Origin of the sequence: Nocardioides sambongensis (genome assembly GCF_006494815.1) — a bacterium.
GTDB classification, from domain to species: Bacteria; Actinomycetota; Actinomycetes; order Propionibacteriales; family Nocardioidaceae; genus Nocardioides; species Nocardioides sambongensis.
In genome coordinates this window covers 1,042,463-1,063,419 of record NZ_CP041091.1, presented here as the reverse complement: position 1 = coordinate 1,063,419, position 20,957 = coordinate 1,042,463, and the positions used below count along the sequence as shown (strand labels likewise).

19 protein-coding genes and 1 pseudogene are annotated in these 20,957 nt (G+C 72.6%); 8 read left to right on the top strand and 12 right to left on the bottom strand.

Annotated features, from left to right (window positions below):
- The first annotated feature begins 110 nt into the window (after window positions 1-110).
- Window positions 111-1,025 carry a type IV toxin-antitoxin system AbiEi family antitoxin domain-containing protein gene (locus FIV43_RS04915; RefSeq protein ID WP_141013232.1) on the top strand — a complete coding sequence of 305 codons (915 nt, stop codon included), beginning with the start codon at window positions 111-113 and terminating at the stop codon, window positions 1,023-1,025.
- A 94-nt stretch (window positions 1,026-1,119) separates the two neighbouring features.
- Here FIV43_RS04915 and moaA read toward each other — a convergent pair whose 3' ends face one another.
- A complete protein-coding gene (moaA, locus tag FIV43_RS04910; RefSeq protein ID WP_141013231.1) occupies window positions 1,120-2,130 on the bottom strand; it encodes a GTP 3',8-cyclase MoaA in 1,011 nt (336 codons plus the stop codon).
- 35 nt (window positions 2,131-2,165) lie between these two features.
- Between moaA and FIV43_RS04905 the strand changes: the two genes are divergently transcribed.
- A complete protein-coding gene (locus tag FIV43_RS04905; protein WP_231123696.1) occupies window positions 2,166-3,086 on the top strand; it encodes an SURF1 family cytochrome oxidase biogenesis protein in 921 nt (306 codons plus the stop codon).
- Here the strand turns inward: FIV43_RS04905 and FIV43_RS04900 are convergent.
- From FIV43_RS04900 to glpK, 3 genes are all read right to left on the bottom strand, one after another.
- Window positions 2,972-3,748, bottom strand: a complete 777-nt coding sequence (locus FIV43_RS04900) for an SDR family oxidoreductase (RefSeq protein ID WP_141013230.1) — start codon at window positions 3,746-3,748, stop codon at window positions 2,972-2,974. The two genes, FIV43_RS04905 and FIV43_RS04900, sit on opposite strands and share 115 nt — an antisense overlap.
- A gap of 10 nt (window positions 3,749-3,758) precedes the next feature.
- The gene (locus FIV43_RS04895) at window positions 3,759-5,522 is read right to left on the bottom strand and encodes a glycerol-3-phosphate dehydrogenase/oxidase (protein ID WP_141013229.1); all 1,764 of its coding nucleotides are present in this window, start codon (window positions 5,520-5,522) and stop codon (window positions 3,759-3,761) included.
- Between the two features lie 62 nt (window positions 5,523-5,584).
- On the bottom strand, window positions 5,585-7,108 hold the full coding sequence (glpK, locus tag FIV43_RS04890) for a glycerol kinase GlpK (RefSeq protein WP_141013228.1): 1,524 nt from the start codon (window positions 7,106-7,108) through the stop codon (window positions 5,585-5,587).
- Window positions 7,109-7,231: 123 nt separating this feature from the next.
- On the opposite strand from glpK, the gene FIV43_RS04885 reads away from it, so the two are divergent.
- The 4 genes from FIV43_RS04885 to FIV43_RS04870 all read left to right on the top strand — a co-directional run bounded on the left by FIV43_RS04885 (window position 7,232) and on the right by FIV43_RS04870 (window position 12,536).
- Window positions 7,232-8,023 carry an SDR family NAD(P)-dependent oxidoreductase gene (locus tag FIV43_RS04885; RefSeq protein ID WP_141013227.1) on the top strand — a complete coding sequence of 264 codons (792 nt, stop codon included), beginning with the start codon at window positions 7,232-7,234 and terminating at the stop codon, window positions 8,021-8,023.
- Window position 8,024: 1 nt separating this feature from the next.
- Window positions 8,025-9,101: an S-adenosylmethionine:tRNA ribosyltransferase-isomerase gene (locus FIV43_RS04880; protein ID WP_141013226.1), complete on the top strand. Its 1,077-nt coding sequence runs from the start codon at window positions 8,025-8,027 to the stop codon at window positions 9,099-9,101.
- Between the two features lie 67 nt (window positions 9,102-9,168).
- Window positions 9,169-9,987 (top strand): ABC transporter ATP-binding protein, encoded by an 819-nt coding sequence (locus tag FIV43_RS04875; RefSeq protein ID WP_141013225.1) that lies wholly within the window; start codon window positions 9,169-9,171, stop codon window positions 9,985-9,987.
- Window positions 9,988-9,995: 8 nt separating this feature from the next.
- A complete protein-coding gene (locus FIV43_RS04870; RefSeq protein WP_141013224.1) occupies window positions 9,996-12,536 on the top strand; it encodes an ABC transporter permease in 2,541 nt (846 codons plus the stop codon).
- An 83-nt stretch (window positions 12,537-12,619) separates the two neighbouring features.
- On the opposite strand, the gene FIV43_RS04865 is transcribed toward FIV43_RS04870, so the two are convergent.
- On the bottom strand, window positions 12,620-14,218 hold the full coding sequence (locus tag FIV43_RS04865; RefSeq protein WP_141013223.1) for an ABC-F family ATP-binding cassette domain-containing protein: 1,599 nt from the start codon (window positions 14,216-14,218) through the stop codon (window positions 12,620-12,622).
- A 94-nt stretch (window positions 14,219-14,312) separates the two neighbouring features.
- Here FIV43_RS04865 and ypfJ point away from each other — a divergent pair, with 94 nt between their 5' ends.
- Window positions 14,313-15,266: a KPN_02809 family neutral zinc metallopeptidase gene (ypfJ, locus tag FIV43_RS04860; protein WP_141013222.1), complete on the top strand. Its 954-nt coding sequence runs from the start codon at window positions 14,313-14,315 to the stop codon at window positions 15,264-15,266.
- Between the two features lie 3 nt (window positions 15,267-15,269).
- On the opposite strand, the gene FIV43_RS04855 is transcribed toward ypfJ, so the two are convergent.
- The 4 genes and pseudogenes from FIV43_RS04855 to FIV43_RS23690 form a co-directional block, all read right to left on the bottom strand.
- Window positions 15,270-16,175, bottom strand: coding sequence for a phosphotransferase (locus FIV43_RS04855; protein WP_141013221.1), 906 nt, complete (start codon window positions 16,173-16,175; stop codon window positions 15,270-15,272).
- Between the two features lie 11 nt (window positions 16,176-16,186).
- Window positions 16,187-17,845, bottom strand: coding sequence for an ABC transporter permease (locus FIV43_RS04850; protein WP_141013220.1), 1,659 nt, complete (start codon window positions 17,843-17,845; stop codon window positions 16,187-16,189).
- Window positions 17,842-18,372: an AAA family ATPase gene (locus FIV43_RS23695; RefSeq protein WP_407938882.1), complete on the bottom strand. Its 531-nt coding sequence runs from the start codon at window positions 18,370-18,372 to the stop codon at window positions 17,842-17,844. Before FIV43_RS23695 ends, FIV43_RS04850 begins: the two co-directional genes overlap by 4 nt.
- Window positions 18,370-18,717: pseudogene (locus FIV43_RS23690) on the bottom strand (ATP-binding cassette domain-containing protein); the annotation flags it as partial. The pseudogene FIV43_RS23690 and the gene FIV43_RS23695, both read right to left, overlap by 3 nt.
- A gap of 87 nt (window positions 18,718-18,804) precedes the next feature.
- Here FIV43_RS23690 and FIV43_RS04840 point away from each other — a divergent pair.
- Window positions 18,805-19,338, top strand: coding sequence for a GNAT family N-acetyltransferase (locus tag FIV43_RS04840; protein ID WP_141013218.1), 534 nt, complete (start codon window positions 18,805-18,807; stop codon window positions 19,336-19,338).
- On the opposite strand, the gene FIV43_RS04835 is transcribed toward FIV43_RS04840, so the two are convergent.
- The 3 genes from FIV43_RS04835 to FIV43_RS04825 form a co-directional block, all read right to left on the bottom strand.
- A complete protein-coding gene (locus tag FIV43_RS04835) occupies window positions 19,298-19,948 on the bottom strand; it encodes an acVLRF1 family peptidyl-tRNA hydrolase (RefSeq protein WP_141013217.1) in 651 nt (216 codons plus the stop codon). The two genes, FIV43_RS04840 and FIV43_RS04835, sit on opposite strands and share 41 nt — an antisense overlap.
- Window positions 19,949-20,041: 93 nt before the next feature.
- Window positions 20,042-20,566 carry an ASCH domain-containing protein gene (locus FIV43_RS04830; RefSeq protein ID WP_196780980.1) on the bottom strand — a complete coding sequence of 175 codons (525 nt, stop codon included), beginning with the start codon at window positions 20,564-20,566 and terminating at the stop codon, window positions 20,042-20,044.
- 10 nt (window positions 20,567-20,576) lie between these two features.
- Window positions 20,577-20,855, bottom strand: a complete 279-nt coding sequence (locus FIV43_RS04825) for a metal-sulfur cluster assembly factor (RefSeq protein ID WP_231123927.1) — start codon at window positions 20,853-20,855, stop codon at window positions 20,577-20,579.
- Between the last annotated feature and the right edge of the window lie 102 nt (window positions 20,856-20,957).

Here is a 20,957-nt window from a genome sequence, read left to right as displayed (position 1 = left end):
GTCCCGTGCCGGCGTAGCTCTAACGGCCTCGCGCTGAGGACGAACGGCGATCCACCGTGCCATGCGTCACCGCCCCCGAACGGTCGGCGCGCGGCGCATCGTGCAGCGGCATGGATCTCTCAGCCCTCCCCCGCCGCCCGTTCACCCTGCCCGAAGCGGAGGCACTCGGCGTCAGCCGACGCCAGGTCGCCAAGGTGGCCGAGCGCGGTCTCCTGATCCGCTACGCCCGTGGCGTCTACGCCGTCCCCGGGCTGCCGGACACCATCGAGCTCCGCACCGCGGTGGTGGAACTGGCGACGTCGCAGCACCACGTCATCACCGATCGCACGGCCGCGTGGCTGCACGGCGTCGACGCCTACGCCATGGACGAGCACGACCTGCTCCCGCCGATCGAGACGTGCGTCCTGCGCGGCCGCAACCCGACGAGGCGCGAGCAGGCGGACGGGCGCACCCGCGACCTGGCGGCCGAGGATCTGATGCGCCTCGGCGGGCTACGAGTGACCACGCCCCTGCGGACCGCGCTCGACCTGGGCTGCCACCTGCGGCAGCGCGATGCTTTCGCCGCCATGTGCGCCCTGGCCGGGAAGGGCGGCTTCGAGGCCGGCGACCTGCTCCGGGAGCTGCCGCGCTTCCGTCGTCGGCGGGGCGTGGTCCAGTGCCGACAACTGGCACCTTGGACGGAGCCGCGGACGGAGTCGGCCCGCGAGGCGTGGGTGCTGTTCGAGCTGCGCTCCGCCGGACTGCCCGCTCCGGTGGCCCAGCTCTGGGTCGAGGTCGAGGGCGTTGCGAGGTACCGGCTGGATCTGGCGTACCCGCATGCCCGGGTCTGTGTCGAGTACGACGGCGAGCACCACCTCGATCCCGCGCAGAGGCGGCGCGACCTGGAGCGTCGTACCCACCTCGCCGCACTCGGCTGGACGGTCATCGTGGTGCGCCGCGGTGACTTCACCGGGCCCCGGCTCGACCGCTGGGTCCGGGAGGTGCGTCAGGCGCTGCAGCCGACGTACGGGACCCGGCGCTGGTGACGGCGGCTGTGATGGCCGTCGCTCCTCCGCCGAGGAGCCCGAAGCGCGCTTTCGAGGGCGCGAAGACCCAACTCAAGAGGGCGCAAACCCCAACTCAACCACCGATGGCGGACATGGGGCGGTCGGGCTGGAGGAAGGTGGGGTCGTCGATCCCGTGACCGGCGGCCTTGGGGCGGACGGCGGCGCGCCAGCGGTCGGCGAGCTCGGCGTCGGTGGCGCCGGCGCGGAGCGGGCCGCGCAGGTCGGACTCGGTGCGGGCGAAGAGGCAGTTGCGCACCTGGCCGTCGGCGGTGAGCCGCACCCGGTCGCAGTCGCCACAGAACGGGCGGGTGACCGAGCCGATCACCCCCACCGTGGCGGGACCGCCGTCGACGCGGAACAGCTCGGCGGGCGCGCTCCCCCGCGGCTCCCGAGCCGGGGTCAGGGTGAATCGCGCCTCCAGGCGCTCGATGATCTCGTCCGCGGTGATCATCTGCTCGCGCGACCAGCCGTGCTGGGCGTCCAGCGGCATCTGCTCGATGAAGCGCAACTGGTAGTCGCGTTCCAGGCACCAGGCGAGCATCTCCGCCGCCTGGTCGTCGTTCACCCCGCGCAGCAGCACCGCGTTGACCTTCACCGGACCCAGGCCGGCAGCGGCCGCGGCCTCCAGGCCCGCCACCACGTCGGTGAGCCGGTCGCGTCGGGTGATGGTGGCGAAGGTCTCCGGGCGCACCGTGTCCAGCGAGACGTTGACCCGGTCCAGGCCGGCCGCGGCGAGGGTGCCGGCGGTGCGGGCCAGACCGAGGGCGTTCGTGGTCAGGGACTGCTCCACCGGGAGCCCGAGCTCGTCGGCCAGCGCACGGGTGCGGGCCACGATGTCGACCAGGCCGCGTCGTACCAACGGCTCTCCGCCGGTGAACCGGACCTCGGTGACACCGAGCTGTCCGACGGCGACCCCGATCAGGCGCACCACCTCGTCGTCGGTGAGCTGGTCGTCGGTCGGCATCCAGTCCAGGCCCTCGGCCGGCATGCAGTAGGAACAGCGCAGATTGCAGCGATCGGTCAGCGAAACCCGGAGATCGGTGGCCACGCGGTCGTATCGGTCGACCAGACCTTGCACCTGCATACGACCAGCATAGGCACGCGATCTACCGTTGCCCCGTGAAGAACGACGGGTTGCTCGGCTCGTGGCGGTTCCTGCTGAGCCGCCGCTGGGTCCTTTTCTTCCTGGCCGTGATCCTGATCGGGTATGCGACGTGGTGGCTCGGCGAGTGGCAGTTCGGCCGGCTGGAGGACCGCAAGGACCGCAACGCGATCGTCCGCGCCAACGAGACCAAGGACCCTGCGCCCGTCGAGGAGGTCCTCGCCCCGGACCAGCCCGTCGACGCCGGCGAGGAGTGGCGGGTGGTCACGGCCACCGGGACCTACGACGCCGACGACACCGTGATCGTGCGCTACCGCACCGATGAGAACGGGGTGCCCGGGGTGGACGCGGTGGTGCCCCTCGTCACCGCCGACGGTACGGCGCTCCTGGTCGACCGTGGCTGGTACGGGACCGACGACCCGGGCACCTCCGGCGCCGACGTACCGGGGCCGCCCGAGGGCGAGGTCACCGTCACCGGATGGGTCCGCGCCGACGGCACCGGCAGCAGCACGCAGGTGACCGACCAGTCCACCCGCGCCATCTCGAGTGTCGCGATCGGCGAGGCCCTCGATCGGGAGGTCTACGGGGGCTTCGTGGACCTGCGGTCGGAGGACCCCGAGCCTGCCGAGCCGCTGACCCGTGCCGAGCTGCCCGAGCTCGACGAGGGTCCGCACTTCTTCTACGGCCTGCAGTGGTGGTTCTTCGGGGTCCTCGCCGCGGTCGGCTTCGGCTACCTGGCCTGGGACGAGCGGCGCCACGGACGTCGTGGCGAACGCCGTCCCGTGCGGGGCAGCGGTCCGTTCGGCCGTGGCCGGGCGTCGGCTCAGAGCGAGCGGGTCATCCCGCCGTCGACGGGCAGCGCCACCCCGGAGAGGAACGATGCAGCCGGCGAGAGCAGGAACGCCGCGGCCCGTCCGAACTCCTCCGGCTCGCCGTAGCGTCCGAGCGGGATCTGGCCGATCGCGGCCGCCCGAGCGGCGTCGGCGTCGCCGGTGGCGGCGTCGAGCTCGGCGACCCGGTCGGTGCCGATACGTCCGGGCAGCAGCGTGTTCACCCGGATGCCGGCGGGACCGAGCTCGTCGGCCAGGGTCTTGGCCACCATCGCCAGTCCCGGCCGCAGGCCGTTGGAGATCGCGAGCCCGGCCACCGGCTGGCGCACGCTGCTGGACAGCACCATCGCCAACGCTCCGCCGCGCCCCAGGCGGGTGCCGATCTCACGGGCGAGGCGCACGCCGCCCAGGAACACGGTCTCGAACGCGCCGCTCCACTGCTCGTCGGTCATCGCGGTCGCCGGGCCGGCCGGCGGTCCGCCGACGCTGATCAGCGCCCCGTCCAGGCGACCCCAGGCCGCCTCGGCCTCCGCGACGAGACGGGCCGGCGTCTGCGGATCCCCGTTGTCGGCCGCCGTACCGCGCACGGCGCCACCGCCCTGGTCGGCCACCGGTGCGAGGTCGGCGACGGCCGCGGCCACGCCGTCCTCGGTGCGGCCGGTGAGCAGCACCCGGGCGCCGTCGGCGACGAGCTCGGCCGCGGTGGCCCGGCCGAGGCCGCGGGTGCCTCCGGTGACGATGTAGACGCGGTCGCGCAGCTGGAGATCCATGTCGGCAACGCTAGCCGTCGACCGCGGCGTCCCCGACCCGGGAGCCTCCGACCTGGGTCACCGGCACCACGTCCGGCGCACCCTTGCGCGCCGCGTCCGCGGTGTGGTCGTCCGGCTGCCGCTGGCTCTCCCGCTCGGCCTCCACGCGTTTGAGGTAGTGCTCGATCTCGCGCTCCTTCTGGTCCGCGTCCCAGCCGAGGTGTCCACGCACCAGGTCGGCCACGTACGGCGCCGCTGCGACGCCGCGGTCGAAGGTCTCGAAGGAGACCCGGAGCCGCCGGGTCAGGATGTCGTCGAGGTGCCGCGCCCCCTCGTGCGTCACCGCGTAGAGCACCTCGGCCTGCAGGTAGTCCTCGGCACCGGGCAGCGGCTCGGCCAGGTCGGGCTCGGCGGCGACGATGTCGAGCACCTCCAGCACCAGGGAGCCGTACCGGTCGAGCAGGTGCTCGATCCGGTTGACGGCCAGCCCCGAGTTGGCCGCCAGCTGGCGTCGCTGGTTCCACAGCGCTTGGTAGCCGTCCGCGCCGACCAGCGGGATGTTCTCGGTGACGCAGCTGCCGACGGTGCGCCCCTGCACCGCCTCCAGACCGTGCACGGCCTCGTCGACCGCGTCCGCGGCCATCACCCGGTAGGTCGTGTACTTGCCTCCGGCGACCACCACCAACCCGGGCACGCTGTGCGCCACGGCGTGCTCCCGGGAGAGCTTGGAGGTGGCGTCGCTCTCGCCGGCGAGGAGCGGCCGGAGCCCGGCATAGACGCCCTCGACGTCGTCGCGGTTGAGCGGCACCTCGAGCACCTGGTTCACCCGCTCCAGCAGGTAGTCGATGTCGCGGGAGCTCGCCGCCGGGTGGTCCTTGGACAGCGCCCAGTCGGTGTCGGTGGTGCCGATGATCCAGTGCCGCTTCCACGGGATGACGAACAGCACCGACTTCTCGGTGCGCAGGATCAGGCCGGCGTCGCCACGGATCCGGTCCCGCGGCACCACCAGGTGGATGCCCTTGCTGGCGCGCACCTTGAACTGGCCGCGCTCGCGGGCCATCGACTGGGTCTCGTCGGTCCACACGCCGGTGGCGTTGATCACCTGGGAGGCGCGGATCGCGAAGGTGTGCCCGGTCTCCAGGTCGATCACCTCGGCGCCGACCACCCGCTCGCTCTCCTTGATCAGCCCGGTGACCCTGGTCCGGGAGGCCACCGCGGCTCCGTAGGTGGCGGCGGTCCGGGCCAGGAACATCGTGTGGCGGGCGTCGTCGACCTGGGCGTCGTAGTAGCGGATCGCCCCGACCAGGGCGTCCTTGCGCAGCGAGGGGAACAGCTTGCGGGCGCCGCGCCGGGTGAGGTGGCGGTGCAACGGGGTGGTGTCGCCGTAGCCGCTGGCCCGGGACATGGCGTCGTAGAGCGCGACGCCGCTCCCGGCGTACCACCGCTCCCACCCGCGGCCGGTCAGCGGGTAGAGGAACGGCACCGGCTTGACCAGGTGCGGGGCGAGGCGCTGCAACAGCAGCCCGCGCTCCTTCAGCGCCTCGGCGACCAGCCGGAAGTCCAGCATCTCCAGGTAGCGCAGGCCGCCGTGGATCAGCTTGGAGCTGCGGCTGGAGGTGCCGGAGGCGAAGTCGCGGGCCTCGACGAGGCCGACCGCGAGCCCCCGGGTGGCCGCGTCGAGGGCGGCGCCGGCGCCGACCACGCCTCCCCCGATCACCAGCACGTCGAGTCGTTGGTTGGCCATCCGGCGCAGTGCGGCGCTGCGGGCGCGGGGCGAGAGTGCGGCGGGTTCCATCGGTCCCCCTGATGGTCGGGAGCGGTACGGCGACGGCGCTGTCGCCCGGGCACGGGTGCTGCTCAGACGTCCACCCAGTCCAGGGTGCGCTGGACGGCCTTCTTCCACTGGCGGTAGCCCTCGTCGCGCTGTTCGCTGCTCCATGCCGGGGACCAGCGGGCGTCCTCACGCCAGTTCTGTCGCAGCTCGTCGGTGCCGGCCCAGTAGCCCACCGCGAGTCCGGCGGCGTAGGCGGCGCCGAGCGCGGTCGTCTCGGGGACCTCGGGGCGGCTCACATCGACGCCGAGCACGTCGGCCTGGATCTGCATGCAGAGGTCGTTGAGGGTGACGCCGCCGTCCACCTTGAGCGTCTCCAGCCGCACCCCGGAGTCGGCGGACATCGCCTCCACCACGTCGCGGGACTGGTAGCAGATCGCCTCGAGGGTGGCTCGGGCGAGGTGCGCGTTGGTGTTGAACCGGGAGAGTCCGACGATCGCGCCCCGGGCGTCCGAGCGCCAGTAGGGCGCGAAGAGTCCGGAGAAGGCCGGCACGAAGTAGACCCCGCCGTTCTCCGCGACCTGACGGGCCAGGGCCTCCGACTCGGCCGCGCCGCTGATGATGCCGAGCTGGTCGCGCAACCACTGGACCGCCGATCCGGTGACCGCGATCGATCCCTCCAGCGCGTAGACACACGGCTCGTCGCCGAACTTGTAGGCGGGCGTGGTGAGCAGGCCGGCACGGGAGCGGACGATCTCGGTGCCGGTGTTGAGCAGCATGAAGTTGCCGGTGCCGTAGGTGTTCTTCGCCTCGCCGGGGGCGAAGCAGACCTGGCCGACGGTGGCCGCCTGCTGGTCACCGAGGATCCCGGTGATCGGCACCTCGCCCCCGAACGGCCCGGTACGACGAGTGGTGCCGTAGGGCACCGCCGCCGACGACTCCCGGATCGTCGGCAGCATCGCGCGCGGGACGTCGAAGACCGCCAGCAGCTCGTCGTCCCAGTCGAGGGTCTCCAGGTCCATCAGCATGGTCCTGCTGGCGTTGGTGACGTCGGTGACGTGCACCCCGCCGTCGACTCCGCCGGTGAGGTTCCACAGCACCCAGGTGTCGGGGGTGCCGAACAGCACCTCGCCGGAGTCGGCCCGGTCGCGCAGGCCGTCCACGTTGTCCAGCAGCCAGCGCAGCTTGCCGCCCGAGAAGTAGGGCGCCGGTGGCAGCCCGGCCCGCTCGCGGATCAGGTCGCCGTGGCCGTCCCGCTCGAGCCGGGCGGCGATCGCGTCGGTGCGGGTGTCCTGCCACACGATCGCGTTGTGCAGGGGTCGACCGGTGGCACGGTCCCAGACGATCGTGGTCTCCCGCTGGTTGGTGATGCCGACCGCGGCCAGGTCGTCGGCCTCGAGGCCGGCCCGGCCGAGGGCGGTCTGCACCACCGCGGAGGTGCGCTCCCAGATCTCCACCGGGTTGTGCTCGACCCAGCCGGCCCGCGGCAGGATCTGCTGGTGCTCGAGCTGGTGCCGCGCCACCACCGCGCCCGCGTGGTCGAAGACCATGAACCGAGTGCTGGTGGTCCCCTGGTCGATCGCTCCCACGTAGCGCCGCTGTCCAGCCATGCGGCCACTGTCGCACACCGGTCCGACGCGGAGCGGCGAATCTGTCGGACGTCTCACCGCCCCAGCAGATCGACCGCGTGTAGCCCTTGACTTCAACTTCACTTGAAGTTGAAGCCTTGTCCCATGACCCACCACGACACGACCCCGTCTCCTCACTCCGACCTCGCGAACCGCCCGATCGCGGTGGTCACCGGTGGCAGCGCCGGCCTCGGCCGCGCTCTCGTCGCGGCCCTCGCCGCCGACGGCTGGCAGGTGATCACCGACGGTCGGGACGCGGACCGGCTCCGGGCGGCGGCAGACGCGATCCGCGCCGGGCTCCCCGGCGCACGGATCACCGCGCTGCCCGGGGACGTCACCGACTCCGAGCACCGGGCGGCACTGCGCGCCGCGGTCGAGGACCACGGCCGGCTCGACCTGCTGGTGAACAACGCCAGCGTGCTCGGCCCGGCCAGCGGCGAGCACCGCTACCGCCGCCTCGACCAGGTGACACCCGCCGACCTGCAGCACGTCTGGCGGCACAACGTGGGCGCACCACTGGTGCTCACCTCCCTCCTGCTCGGCCACCTGGTCGCCGGGCACGGCACGCTGCTCTCCCTCTCCTCCGACGCCGCCGTCGAGCACTACCCGGGGTGGGGCCTCTACAGCGCCTCGAAAGCCGGCCTCGACCACCTGACCGCCACCTTCGCCGCCGAGAACCCGGAGATCACCGCCTACGCGGTCGACCCCGGCGACATGCGCACCGCGCTCCACCAGCAGTGGTTCCCCGACCAGGACATCTCCGACCGGCCGCTGCCCGAGGCGGTCGTGCCACACCTGATCGGTCTGCTCGCGAGCCGGCCGCCGTCGGGTCGCTACCGGGCGACCGACCTCCCCACCGCCACCACCACCCGTCGTCCGAGCGCCCAGGAGGCCTGAGATGAGTGCGCAGCCCACCACCGAGCCGACCTTCGCCCCCGCTCCCGCCGAGCGCCGCGGGCTCGCCCGGGACGCCGTCCGGCTCCTGGTCGCGGATGGCACCTCCGGTACCGACCGGATCCGGCACCGCACCTTCCGTGGGCTCGCCGCGGAGCTCCGCGCCGGGGACGTCGTCGTGGTGAACGACTCCGCGACCGTGCCCGCCCAGCTCGACGCCCACAGCGACCGCCAGGGCCCCGTGGTGCTCCACCTGGCCACCCGGCTCGACGACGGCCACCGCGTCGTGGAGGTACGACGCGCCCCCGATGCCGCCCGCGCCGTGCTGGACGCCCGGCCCGGCGACCTGCTCACCGTCCCCGGCAGCGATCTCCGGGTCCGGTTGCTCGCCCCCTACCCCGACGGCGCCTCCTCCCCGACCGGACGTGGCAACCGGCTCTGGCGCGCCGAGGCCACCGGCGACCTGGCGGACACCCTGCTGCGGGTCGGACGCCCGATCTCCTACGGCTACCTGGAGCGCCCGTTCGAGATGCACGACTACCAGACCCTGTTCTCCCGGCGTCCCGGCAGCGCCGAGATGCCGTCGGCGGGCCGCCCGTTCACCCCGGCGGTGGTGGCGGACCTCGTCGCCTCCGGCATCGTCACCGCGACGATCACCCTGCACACCGGGGTCTCCTCCCAGGAGGCCGGCGAGGGTCCGCAGCCGGAGCGGTTCGCCGTACCCGAGGTCACCGCGGCGGTGGTGAACGCAACCCGTCGCTCGGGCGGCCGGGTGGTGGCGGTGGGCACCACGGTGACCCGCGCGCTGGAGTCCGCCGTCCGCCACCGCGACGGCTCCCCGACGGTGCACCCCAGCGCGGGCTGGACCGACCGGGTGGTGACGCCGGCCGAGCCGCCCCAGGTCGTCACCGGACTGGTCACCGGGTGGCACGACGCCGGCGCCTCCCACCTGCAGCTGGTGCGCGCGGTGGCCGGCGACGAGCTGACCGACCGGGCCTACGCGGCGGCGCGGGCCTCGGGCTACCTGTGGCACGAGTTCGGCGACGCCGCGCTCTTCCTCCCCGCGCTGGGGCCGGGATGAGGCCGTCGGGGTGGGATCAGGGGTGCCCCTGATGGCGGGTGTCGGCGCGCTCGGGCAGGCTGGTGCCATGACGAGCGCACCCGCCAGCCCGCCCGCCGTCGCCGCCCGGGCGGTCGACCTCCGCAAGACGTACGGGACCGGGGGCGCCACCGTGCACGCTCTGGACGGAGTCACGCTCGATCTCGAGGCCGGACAGTTCACCGCGATCATGGGTCCCTCGGGGTCCGGCAAGTCCACGCTGATGCACTGCCTGGCGGCGCTGGACACCCCCACCGCGGGCGAGGTGGAGGTCGACGGTACGGCGCTGAGCCAGCTCAAGGACAAGGCGCTCACGCAGCTGCGCCGGGAGCGGATCGGGTTCGTCTTCCAGGCGTTCAACCTGATCCCGACCCTGACCGCCCAGGAGAACATCCTGCTCCCGCTCAACCTGGCCGGGAAGAAGCCCGACCAGGCATGGTTCGACACGGTGGTGGACACCGTGGGTCTGCGCGACCGGCTGGGTCACCGTCCCAACCAGATGTCCGGCGGCCAGCAGCAGCGGGTGGCCTGTGCCCGGGCGTTGGTGAGCCAGCCGTCGATCGTCTTCGCCGACGAGCCCACCGGCAACCTGGACAGCACCTCGGGGGCCGAGGTGCTCTCCTTCCTGCGGCGCAGCGTGGACGAGTTCGGGCAGACCATCGTGATGGTCACCCACGACGCCGTCGCCGCGTCGTACTGCGACCGGGTGGTGTTCCTCGCCGACGGCCGCGTGGTGGACGAGTTCCGCAACCCCGACCGGGACCAGATCCTCGAGCACATGACCGCCCTGCAGACCCTTGCCGCCGCCGGAGCCGCACCCGCCACCGACGCGGGCACCGGTGGCGGCACGGGCAACGGCGAGGCCTGAGGCCGGCGATGATCAAGCTCACCCTGCGCAACCTGTTCGCGCGCAAGATCCGGCTGCTGATGAGCGGCCTGGCGATCGTGCTCGGTGTCGCCTTCCTCTCCGGGGTGCTGGTCTTCAGCAACGGCCTCTCCTCCACCTTCGACGGCATCATCTACGGCTCGACGCCCGACGGCGTCGTGCGCGCCGAAGACTCCGGGTCCTTCGACGCGGCCCCGGCGGCCACCGACGCGGTGGTCACCCCGGACCAGATCGCGGACCTGGCCGCGCTCCCGGAGGTCGAGCGGGCCGACGGTGACGTCGTGGGTTTCGGCATGAGCCTGCTCGCCGAGGACGGCACCGTGGTGGGCGGCACCGGCGCACCCACCCTCGCCTTCAACTACCACGACGCCCCGAACATGGAGGGCGACACGATCCTGCAGCTGCTCGACGGCGACTGGCCCACCGCACCGGACCAGATCGTGATGGACGAGGCCGCCGCGGACAACGGCGGCTACCAGATCGGCGACGAGGTCGGCCTGCTGGTGCCGTTCGGCGAGCCCGAGCGCACCGCCACCCTGACCGGCATCGCGGAGTTCAACGGGGGCGGGACCGCCGGCGCCACCCTGCTGATCTTCGACACCGAGGGTGCGCAGCAGATCTTCCTCGGCGGCGAGGACGTGTTCAACCAGGTCACCCTGACCGCTGCCCCCGGCGTCAGCCAGACCGAGCTCGCCGACGCGGCCGCGGCGGTCGCACCCGACGGGTTCGAGGCGGTGACCGGGGACGCGGTGGCCGAGGAGTCCCAGGACGCGATCGGCCAGTTCCTCGACGTGATCTCCACCTTCCTGCTGGTCTTCGCGATCATCGCGGTCATCGTCGGCGGCTTCATCATCGTCAACACCTTCAGCATCCTGGTCGCCCAACGCAGTCGCGAGCTCGCCCTGCTCCGCGCGCTCGGCGCCTCCCGCCGCCAGGTGGTCCGCTCGGTCCTGCTCGAGGCGTTCGTGCTCTCGGTGATCGCCTCGACCGTCGGGATCGCGCTCGGCCTGCTGCTGGCCCGCGGCCTCGCCGCCGTCTTCCGCAGCGTCGGCCTCGACATCGCCGGCGAGGCGCTGACCCTCGACGTCGGCGCGGTCGTCACCAGCTATGTGGTCGGCATCCTGGTGACCATGGTCGCGGCCTACCTGCCGGCGCGCCGGGCCGGGCAGGTGCCGCCGGTGGCCGCGATGCGCGCCGACATCACGCCGGAGCGCGGGTCGCTGCGGCGCCGGGTCCTGATCGCCACGGTGCTGCTGGTGATCGGCGCGGCCGTCGCCGCGGCCGGGGTGATCGGCGCGCCCGGCTCCGACGCCGCCTGGATCGGCGTGGGAGCCGTCATCTGGATCCTCACCGTCGCCGTGATCGCCTCCGTGGTCGGACACCCGGTGCTGGTGGCCTGCCGTGCCGTCTTCGGTCGCCTCTTCGGCACCACCGGGCGGCTGGCCGGCGAGAACGCGCTGCGCGACCCTCGTCGTACCGGTGCGACCGCGTCCGCGCTGATGATCGGGATGGCGCTGGTCTCCACCATCGGCGTCCTGGCGGCGTCGCTGAACACCTCCCTGGACGACGTCGTCGACGAGGAGTTCACCGCGGACTTCCTGGTGCAGAACACCACCTTCACCCCCTTCACCACCGAGGTCGGCGACGACCTCGCCGCCGTCGACGGCGTGGACGTGGTCAGCCGACAGCAGTGGGTCGGCACCCAGTACGACGGCGACGCGCTCTTCGTCTCCGGCCTCGACGACGAGTTCGACCGGATCTACGACCTCGACGAGGTGGACGGGTCCGCCGTGGTCAGCGGGGACGACGCGGTGGTGAGCGACGACTTCGCCACCGAGCACGACCTCGAGGTCGGCTCACCGCTCTCCCTGGCGCTGCCCGGCGGGAAGACCCTCGAGCTGCGGGTCGGCGGCATCATCGAGCCGAGCGAGGCGGTCTCGGCGGTCAACGTCTCCCTCGACGCGCTGGTCGAGGCGGGGATCCAGCGTCAGGACAACTCGATCAGCATCCTGGCCGCGGACGGCGCCGACCTGGGCGCGGTCGGTGAGCAGCTGGACGAGGCCGCCGCGGCAACGCCGACCGTGGCGGTCTACGACAAGGAGGAGTTCGCCGACTCGATCCGCGACCAGGTCAACCAGCTCCTGTTCATGATCTACGGCCTGCTGGCGCTCGCCATCGTGATCGCCGTGATCGGCATCATCAACACGCTGGGGCTCAGCGTGATCGAACGGACCCGCGAGATCGGGCTGCTGCGTGCGATCGGCATGAACCGGCCCAAGGTCCGCCGGATGATCACCCTGGAGTCGGTGGCGATCGCGGTGCTCGGCGCGGTCCTCGGGATGGCGCTCGGCCTGGTGATCGGCGTGCTGCTGCGCGAGTCGCTGAAGGAGGACCTGACCAGCCTCGGCCTGCCGCTGACGCAGCTGGTGGTCTTCCTGGTGATCGCCGTGATCGTGGGCGTGCTGGCCGCGGTGATCCCGGCGATCCGGGCCTCCCGGCTCAACGTCTTGGAGGCGATCTCCACCGAGTAGCCGCGAGCGTGGCGCTGGTCGCGTCGAGCGCGGGCTGACGACAGCCCGCGCTCCCGCTCAGCCTGGATTCACCGATTCTCGGCTCAGGCCAGCGCCACGAGGTCGGCGTACTCCTCGTTCCAGTGGTCCTCGACCCCGTCGGGGAGGATCAGCACCCGGTCCGGCTCCAGCGCGTGCACGGCTCCCTCGTCGTGGGTGACCATGATGATCGCGCCCTCGTAGCGCCGGATCGCGTTGAGCACCTCCTCCCGCGAGGCGGGATCGAGGTTGTTGGTCGGCTCGTCGAGCAGCAGCACGTTGGCTGCGGAGACCACCAGCGAGGCGAGCGCCAGCCGGGTCTTCTCGCCACCGGAGAGCACGCCGGCCGGCTTGTGCACGTCGTCGCCGGAGAAGAGGAAGGAGCCGAGCACCGATCGTGCCTCGGTGTCGGTGAGCGACGGCGCGGAGGACTGCATGTTCTCCAGCACCGTCCGGCCGACGTCGAGGGTCTCGTGCTCCTGGGCGTAGTAGCCGGTCTTCAGCCCGTGACCGGGCACGACCATCCCGGTGTCCGGCGCGTCCACACCGGCGAGGATCCGCAGCAGGGTGGTCTTCCCGGCACCGTTGAGCCCGAGGATCACCACCCGGGAACCCTTGTCGATCGCGAGGTCGACCGCGGTGAACACCTCGAGCGCGCCGTAGGACTTCGACAGGTCACGGGCGGTGAGCGGCGTCTTGCCGCACGAGGCCGGCGTGGGGAACTTGATCGCCGCGACCTTGTCCGCCTGGCGCTCCCCCTCGACGCCCTCGAGCAGCCGCTCGGCCCGCTTGAGCATCTGCTGGGCGGCGCTGGCCTTGGTGGCCTTGGCACGCATCTTGTTGGCCTGGTCGGTGAGCGTCTTCGCCTTGTTCTGGGCGTTCATCAGCTCACGTTTGCGGCGGGCCTCGTCCGTCTCCCGCTGGGAGAGGTAGTTCTTCCAGCCCATGTTGTAGACGTCGATGACGGCCCGGTTGGCATCGAGGTGGAAGACCTTGTTGACGGTCTCCTCGAGCAGGTCGTTGTCGTGCGAGATCACGATGAACCCGCCCTTGTAGGACTTCATCCAGTCCCGCAGCCAGTTGATCGAGTCCGCATCGAGGTGGTTGGTCGGCTCGTCGAGGATCAGCACCTCGGCGCTCGAGAACAGGATCCGGGCCAGCTCCACGCGCCGCCGCTGACCACCGGAGAGCGTGCCGAGCGGCTGATCCATCAGGCGGTCGGGGATGCCCAGGCTCTGGGCGATCTGCAGCGCCTCGGTCTCGGCCGCGTAGCCGCCACCGGCGTCGAGCTCGTCCTGCGCACGCTGGAACCGACGGAACGCCTTGTCGCGCTCGTTCGGGTTCTCCGAGCCCATCGCGATCTCGGCGGCCCGCATCCGTCGTACCGCGTCGTCGAGGCCGCGAGCGGAGAGGATCCGGTCGCGGACCAGGATCTCGGGGTCGCCCACGCGGGGGTCCTGCGGCAGGTAGCCGATCTCCCCGTTGTTGCTGACTGTGCCGGACGCGGGTAGTACGTCGCCGGCGAGCACCTTGGTGAGGGTGGTCTTGCCGGCGCCGTTGCGCCCGACCAGACCGACCTTGTCACCGGGACCCACCCGGAAGCTGACGTTCTCCATGAGGAGCCGCGCACCGACCCGAACCTCGACCTGGTGCACCGTGATCATGACCTGCCGATTCTCCCATGCACCGGGCCGGCGACCCGCATTCGCGGCGTTCCGCCGGACGCTGCCGGACGGCGGCTGACCTAGGCTCTGCACCGTGGTCCGCTTCAACCCGAAAGCCCGGCTGGACACCTCGCGCATCCGCGACGTCGGACGCCGCGGTGGCTCGGCCGGTGCGGGCCGCTCGGCCGGCTCGGGTGCACGGCGCCCGGTGCCGGGCGGCGTCGCCGTCGGCGGCGTCGGTGCGGTCGTGGTCGCCGTGCTGCTCTACGTGGTGCTGCAGGCGATCGGCGGCGACGGGGACACCGACAGCGGCCCGCTGTCGGCCACCCGGGTCAGCGACGCCCAGCAGGGCACCGACCGGTACGCCGGGTGCGAGACGGGTGCGGACGCCAACGAGAGTCACGACTGCGCACGGGTCGCGGTGGAGAACTCGCTCACCGACTACTGGGCCGATGCGCTCGGCGCCTCCTTCCGGCCCATCGACGCGCTGGTCACCTTCACCGGACAGGTCGCCACCGCGTGCGGCACCGCCACCTCGGCCGTCGGCCCGTTCTACTGCCCGGCCGACGAGTCGATCTACCTCGACACGACCTTCTTCGACGAGGTCCTGGAACGCGAGCTCGGGGGTCCCGACGGTGACTTCGTCGAGTGGTACGTGCTCGCCCACGAGTACGGCCACCACATCTCCAACCTGATCGGCGACATGGCACGGGTGAGGGACCAGCAGACCGGCCCGCAGAGTCTCGGCGTCCGGTTGGAGCTGCAGGCGGACTGTTTCGCGGGAGCGTGGACGGCCAACGCCGACGGCTCCACCGACGCCGCCGGCGAGCCGCTCTTCGCCGAACCGGTCTCCGCCGAGGAGGTCCAGCTGGCCCAGGACGCCGCCGCGGCGGTCGGGGACGACGCGATCCAGCGCCGGACGCAGGGTCAGGTCACCGAGGAGTCCTGGACGCACGGGTCCTCGGAGCAACGGGCCCGTTGGTTCCAGGAGGGCTATCGCACCGGCTCGCCCGAGTCCTGCGACACCTTCGACGTGCCCCGGGTCTGAGGATCAGGCGTCGAGCAGCGCCTCGATCAGCGGGAACGTGCGCTGCAGCGTGCGCAGGTGCGGCGCCACCGCGGGGTGGCGGTACTTCGAGGCCAGTGCGCCCTCGCCACCAGCCACCCTGGCCAGCGCCCACTCGGCGCGGTTGAGCGCCGTCAGCACCGCGACCACCCGCGCCCCGGCGATCACCTGGTCGCGGTCGGCGACACCCCGCCCGAGCCCGAGCAGGTAGGCGTCCAGCAGGGGTTCGAACTCCTCCCGCGCGGAGAGCGAGAGGAAGCCCAGGTCGCCCCCGACCGGGCCCAGGCCCAGCGTGCCCCAGTCGATCGCCACCGCGTCGTCCCCGGCTCGACCGGGCAGGTTGGACGCGGTGGGATCCCCGTGCTGCGGCACCTGCGGCAGGGCGTCGAGCCCCTCCAGGAACCCGGTACGACGCCGCCACAGGTGGTCCGCGACGTCGGCCACGGTGGTGCGGGCCAGCGTGGGCCACCCACCGTGGCGCTCCACCCGGGCCATCCGGTCGCCCAGCAGGTGTCGCGCCAGGAACCGAGGTCGTGGCAGGTCGGCGCCGGCGAAGCGCCCGAGCGCGAGCGCGAGGAACAGCCCACTGGTGGCGTCGTCCTCGATCCAGGCGCGGGTGATGGTGATCCCGTCGGCGTCCTCCTCGATCTCGGCCGGCGCCGCGCGCAGCCCGACCGTCGCCGAGACCACACCGGTCAGCAGGACGTCCGCCTCCCGCCGCCAGTAGCCGCCGTGCGCCGGGTCGGAGAGCTCGCCGGGGTCGCCGTCGGTGGGTGCGGCCAGCCGCTTCACCACCAGCGGTTCGCCGCCGACGGCGGTGCGCCAGACACCGACCGTGGACGTGCCGGAACCACCCGGGAGGGCCACCCAGTGGGGCTCCGGCTGCCACATACCGCCTGAAACTAGCCGATGTCGCGCCGGCGGAACGCCATTTGCCCCGCCGCGGAGAGCCCGGCGGCGACCAGTCCCACCACCAGCACCGGGAGCGGGTCGGCATCCTCGGCAGGCACCAGCGGGAGGTGGTGGAACGGAGACACGTCCTGCAGCCACTCGGGGAACTGCAGCACCTCACCGAACATCAGCACGACCACGGCGAAGGCGAGACCCGCCCAGGCCGCGGTCACCAGGCGGGGCCGCAGGCCGTACAGGAGGCGGGCGAGACCGGACAGCACCAGCACCGGTGCGACCTGCAGCAGTGTCGGGCCGGTGTAGCGGAGCACGGCGGCGCCGTCCCCGGTGGTCACCGCATAGCCGGCGCCCATCCCGAGGCCGCCGCCCGTCAGCACCGCGACGGTCCCGAGCACGGTGACCGCCACGTGTCCGGCCAACCAGCGGGAGCGATCCAGGCCGGTGGCCAGCAGCGCCTCCAGGTGCTGGGCGCTCTCCTCGGCCCGTGGGCGGATCGCGGACGAGATGGCGAAACCGGCGCCGATCAGCGCCAGGATGACCGCGGCGGTCGAGTAGAAGCCGTCGACCAGGTCCGAGGTCGCGCCGCCGGCCATCGCGTCGACGGCGAACTCGCTGTCGCCGAGAAGATCCTCGACGCTGTCCCCCATCGCGCCGTAGGCGAGGCCGGTGAAGGCCAGCGCCGCCGTCCACCCGATCACCGCGCCGCGCTGCAGCCGCCAGGCGAGCCCGATCGAGCTGCGCAGTCCGGCGCCGGCCCCGGCCGGTCCCGCACGGTCGGCGAGGAGCCCGCTGCCGACGTCGCGTCGCTCGAAGAGCAGCGAGGCGATCACCAGGTTGACCAGGCCAGCGACGACCATAATCCCCAACGGCCACCAGCGAAGCCCGGAGTACGGGTACATCGCCTGGTACCAGCCGATCGGCGAGAGCCAGGTGAGGGCGTTCTCCCCCAGGTCCCCCGCGGCGCGGAGCAGGTAGGCGGCACCGATGCCGATGCCCGCGATGCCGTACATCGCGCGGGTGCTGCGGGTGAGCTGGGCGGCCGCGAGCGCGACACCGGTGAAGACCCATCCACAGGCCGCGAGGCCGACCCCGGTCGCGACGTCGTCGGCCGCCGCCAGCGGCAGTCCGGCCAGCGGTCCGGTGTCGCGGATCGTCAGCAGCAGCACCGTCGTCGTCGCGCCGAGCACGACGTTGGCCAGACCGGCGAGGAGGGCCGCGGCCACCAGGGGGGCGTGACGTCCCACCGCGCCGCTGCGGACCAGCTCGTCGCGACCCGACTCCTCCTCGGCCCGGGTGTGCCGCCCGACCAGGAACATGCTCATCAGACCGGCGACGACGGCGCCGAACGCACTGCTCTGCCAGAAGATCTGCCCGCCCACCGTGTCCAGGGCCCGGGCCGGACCCAGCATCGCGATGAAGGCGGCGTTGCTCTCCAGGCTGGCCGCCGCCCGGTCGAGCTCGTCCTGGGTGCGGTAGACGCCGGCCAGGCCGACCCCCTGCGACCAGTACAGCAGCGCGCCCCCGAGCGACCAGGCGAGGATCATCCACCGGTCACGGCGCAGATGGCTGCGGAGCAGGATCCCGACGCCGGTCAGGTCGCCGCCGCGAGCCGCCGTCTCCCGGTGCGCCGGGGCGTCCCGCACCGCGGTCACCGTGTCGATCCGCCCGCGCCCGGGACGGCCGGGCCCGGGTCAGGCTGGCCCGGCTCAACCGCGTCACCGTAATGCCGCAGGAACAGCTCCTCCAGCGTGGGCGGTTGGCAGGTCAACGTCCGGATCCCGTGCGCGTGGAGCAGTCCGACCACCTCGTCGAGGGCGTCGGTCTCCACCTGGAACCGGACCCGGGTCTCCTCCTGGTCGAGGTCGTGCACGGCGGACACCGCGTCCAGGCCGGTCGGTGCGGACGCGAGCACCGCGTCCACGCTGGTCCGGGTCAGGTGCCGGAGATCGGCCAGCGTCCCGGACTCCACGATCCTGCCGTTGCGGATGATGCTGACCCGGTCCCCCAGCTTCTCCACCTCCGCGAGGATGTGGCTGGAGAGCAGCACGGTGCCCCCGGACTCGCGGAAGCTGCGCACGCACTCGGTGAACACCTCCTCCTTGAGCGGGTCCAGGCCCGACGTGGGCTCGTCGAGGAGCAGCAGCTCGACATCGGCAGCCAGCGCGGCGACCAGCGCCACCTTCTGCCGGTTGCCCTTGGAGTAGGCCCGGCAGCGCTTGGTGGGGTCGAGCTCGAAGAGGTCGATCAGCTCCCCGCGCCGCGTCGGGTCCAGTCCGCCGCGGAGGCGACCGAGCAGGTCGATGGCCTCACCACCGGTGAGGTTGGCCCAGAGATTGACGTCGCCGGGCACGTAGGCCAGCCGCCGGTGCAGTCCCGCCGCTCCGGCCCACGGGTCGCCGCCGAAGAGCCGCACGGATCCGGCGTCCTTGCGCAGCAGTCCGAGCAGGACCCGGATCGTCGTCGACTTGCCGGCGCCGTTCGGCCCGAGGAAGCCGTGCACCTCGCCGCGGGTCACCGTCAGGGAGAGCTCGTCGAGTGCCCGGAACGACCCGAACCGCTTGACCAGCCCCTCGATCTCGACCACCACGTCGGCACTCATAGCATCGACCCTATGCCCACCAGCGCCCCCATCAGCGAGGACGATCCTCGGCGCGCCGAGGTGCTCGATCTGCTCTCCGAGCACCTCGCCGACATGTACGCGACCTCGCCCGCGGAGAGCGTGCACGCGCTGGACGCCGACGCCCTCGCCGGTCCCGGGATGGCCTTCTGGACCTGGCGCGCCGAGGACGGCTCGGTGCTCGGTTGCGTCGCGCTGAAGGAGCTGGACCCGCAGCACGGCGAGCTCAAGTCGATGCGGACCACTGCGGCGTCGCGCGGCCGCGGGGTCGGTACGGCGCTGCTCGGCCACGTCCTCGAGGTCGGACGCGCGCGTGGTTACCGGCGGATCAGCCTGGAGACCGGCAGCCAGGACTTCTTCGCCCCCGCCCGCTCGCTCTACCTGCGGCACGGCTTCGTGCCGACGACACCGTTCGCCGACTACACCGAGGACCCGGCCAGCGTCTTCCTCACCCTCGATCTCGCCGGCGCTCCGGACGGCGGGGCCGTCACGGCGCCGACGACGTCCGGTTCTGCACCGTCACACTGAGGGCGCAGGCGTCCACCACCGCCTGCTCGAGCACCCGGCGTCGCGGATCGACCACCGCCACGCCCAGGTCGGCCACCTCCAGTCCGGCCAGCCGTGGATCGGCCAGCACCTCGCGGAGCGCGACACCGTCGCCACCGGTGATCACCACCTCGGGCATCGCGTGCGGGTCGGCGGCGAGGATCCGGGCGGCGTGGTCGGCGGCCGCCTGGTAGGCGCCGCGCGCCTGGTTCTCCCGGCGTCGCGCGAAGCGCTGCTGCGACTGGCCACCGGCCTTGGTGCGTCCCTGCACGTGTCGCTGGCCGACCTTCGAGTCGACCATCGTCCCGCCCTCCAGCCGGGCGACGGCGAACCCGCCCTTGCGGACCAGCAGCACGCCCCAGCCGGCGGGCGGCTGTGCGGCGTCGACCAGGCCGCTCGCCACCGGCCCGGCGTCGTACCGGCGGGCGAAGGGGAGGGCAGCGCGGAACCAGGAGCCGTCGCCGCCGTGCCCGACGAGCACGCCGTCCTCGACGCCGAGATCGATGCTGCCGTGCCGCTCGGCGAAGCCGGCGACCCAGCGCTCCCACCGCGACGTCGGAACCCGGACGGTGCGGACCGCTTCCTCGCTCACCCCAGGACCGTAGCGGTGCGTCCGCGCGACCGCGGGCGTCGCCTCACCCCGGCCACTCGTCCCGGCCATTCACCCGGACGGCGGGTCGGCGACTCACTCGTCGGTGTAGAGCACCGCGAAGGTCTCCAGCACGACCGGCATGTCGCTGGTGAAGCCGCGGTCGTGGCCGGCGAACCGCGTGAAGAACTCGCGGTGCGCGGCGCGCCAGTGCTCCAGGCTGAGGTCGCCCTCGCCCTCGGCGCGGGCGTGGGCCTCGTCGACCTCGTCGAACGGCACCACCTGCACGCCGGTCGTCGCGATCAGCGCACGCGGGTGGCCCGCGCCGTCGAGCACGATGGACAGACCGCCCTCCTCGGGCAACGGATCGTCGTCGGCCTGGTAGTCCCAGAGGGCCGAGGCGGTGGCGGTCTTGGTCCCGTCCAGGACCAGGCCGAGCAGCGCGTCGGCCTGCTCCGGCGTACCGCCGAAGGCCCAGGCGGGCGGCATCAGGGACTCCAGCGCGCCCGGGCCGAAGTAGCCCGGCAGCGCCGCGAGCTTCGCGCGCCGCTTGGCCACCTCCCAGAAGGCGACGATGTCCGGGTCGGTCCGCTCCTCGGGGTCCACCTGTGCCGGATCCACCTGTGCCGGGTCAGACGTTGAAGCCGAGGGCGCGCAGCTGCTCGCGCCCGTCCTCGGTGATCTTGTCGGGTCCCCACGGCGGCATCCAGACCCAGTTGATCGCGACGTCGTTGACCAGGCCCTCGAGCGCGCTCTCGGTCTGGTCGGTGATCACGTCGGTCAGCGGGCAGGCCGCGGACGTCAGCGTCATGTCGATGACGGCGTTCGTGGACTCGTCGAGGTGCACGCCGTAGACGAGTCCGAGGTCGACGACGTTGATCCCGAGCTCGGGGTCGACGACGTCCTTCATGGCCTCGGTGACGTCCTCGACGGACGTGCCGCCGCCGGCCGGTGCGGTGGGCACCTCGGGGAGGTCGCTGTTGTCGACCGCGGTGGCGGTCTCGGTGTTGTC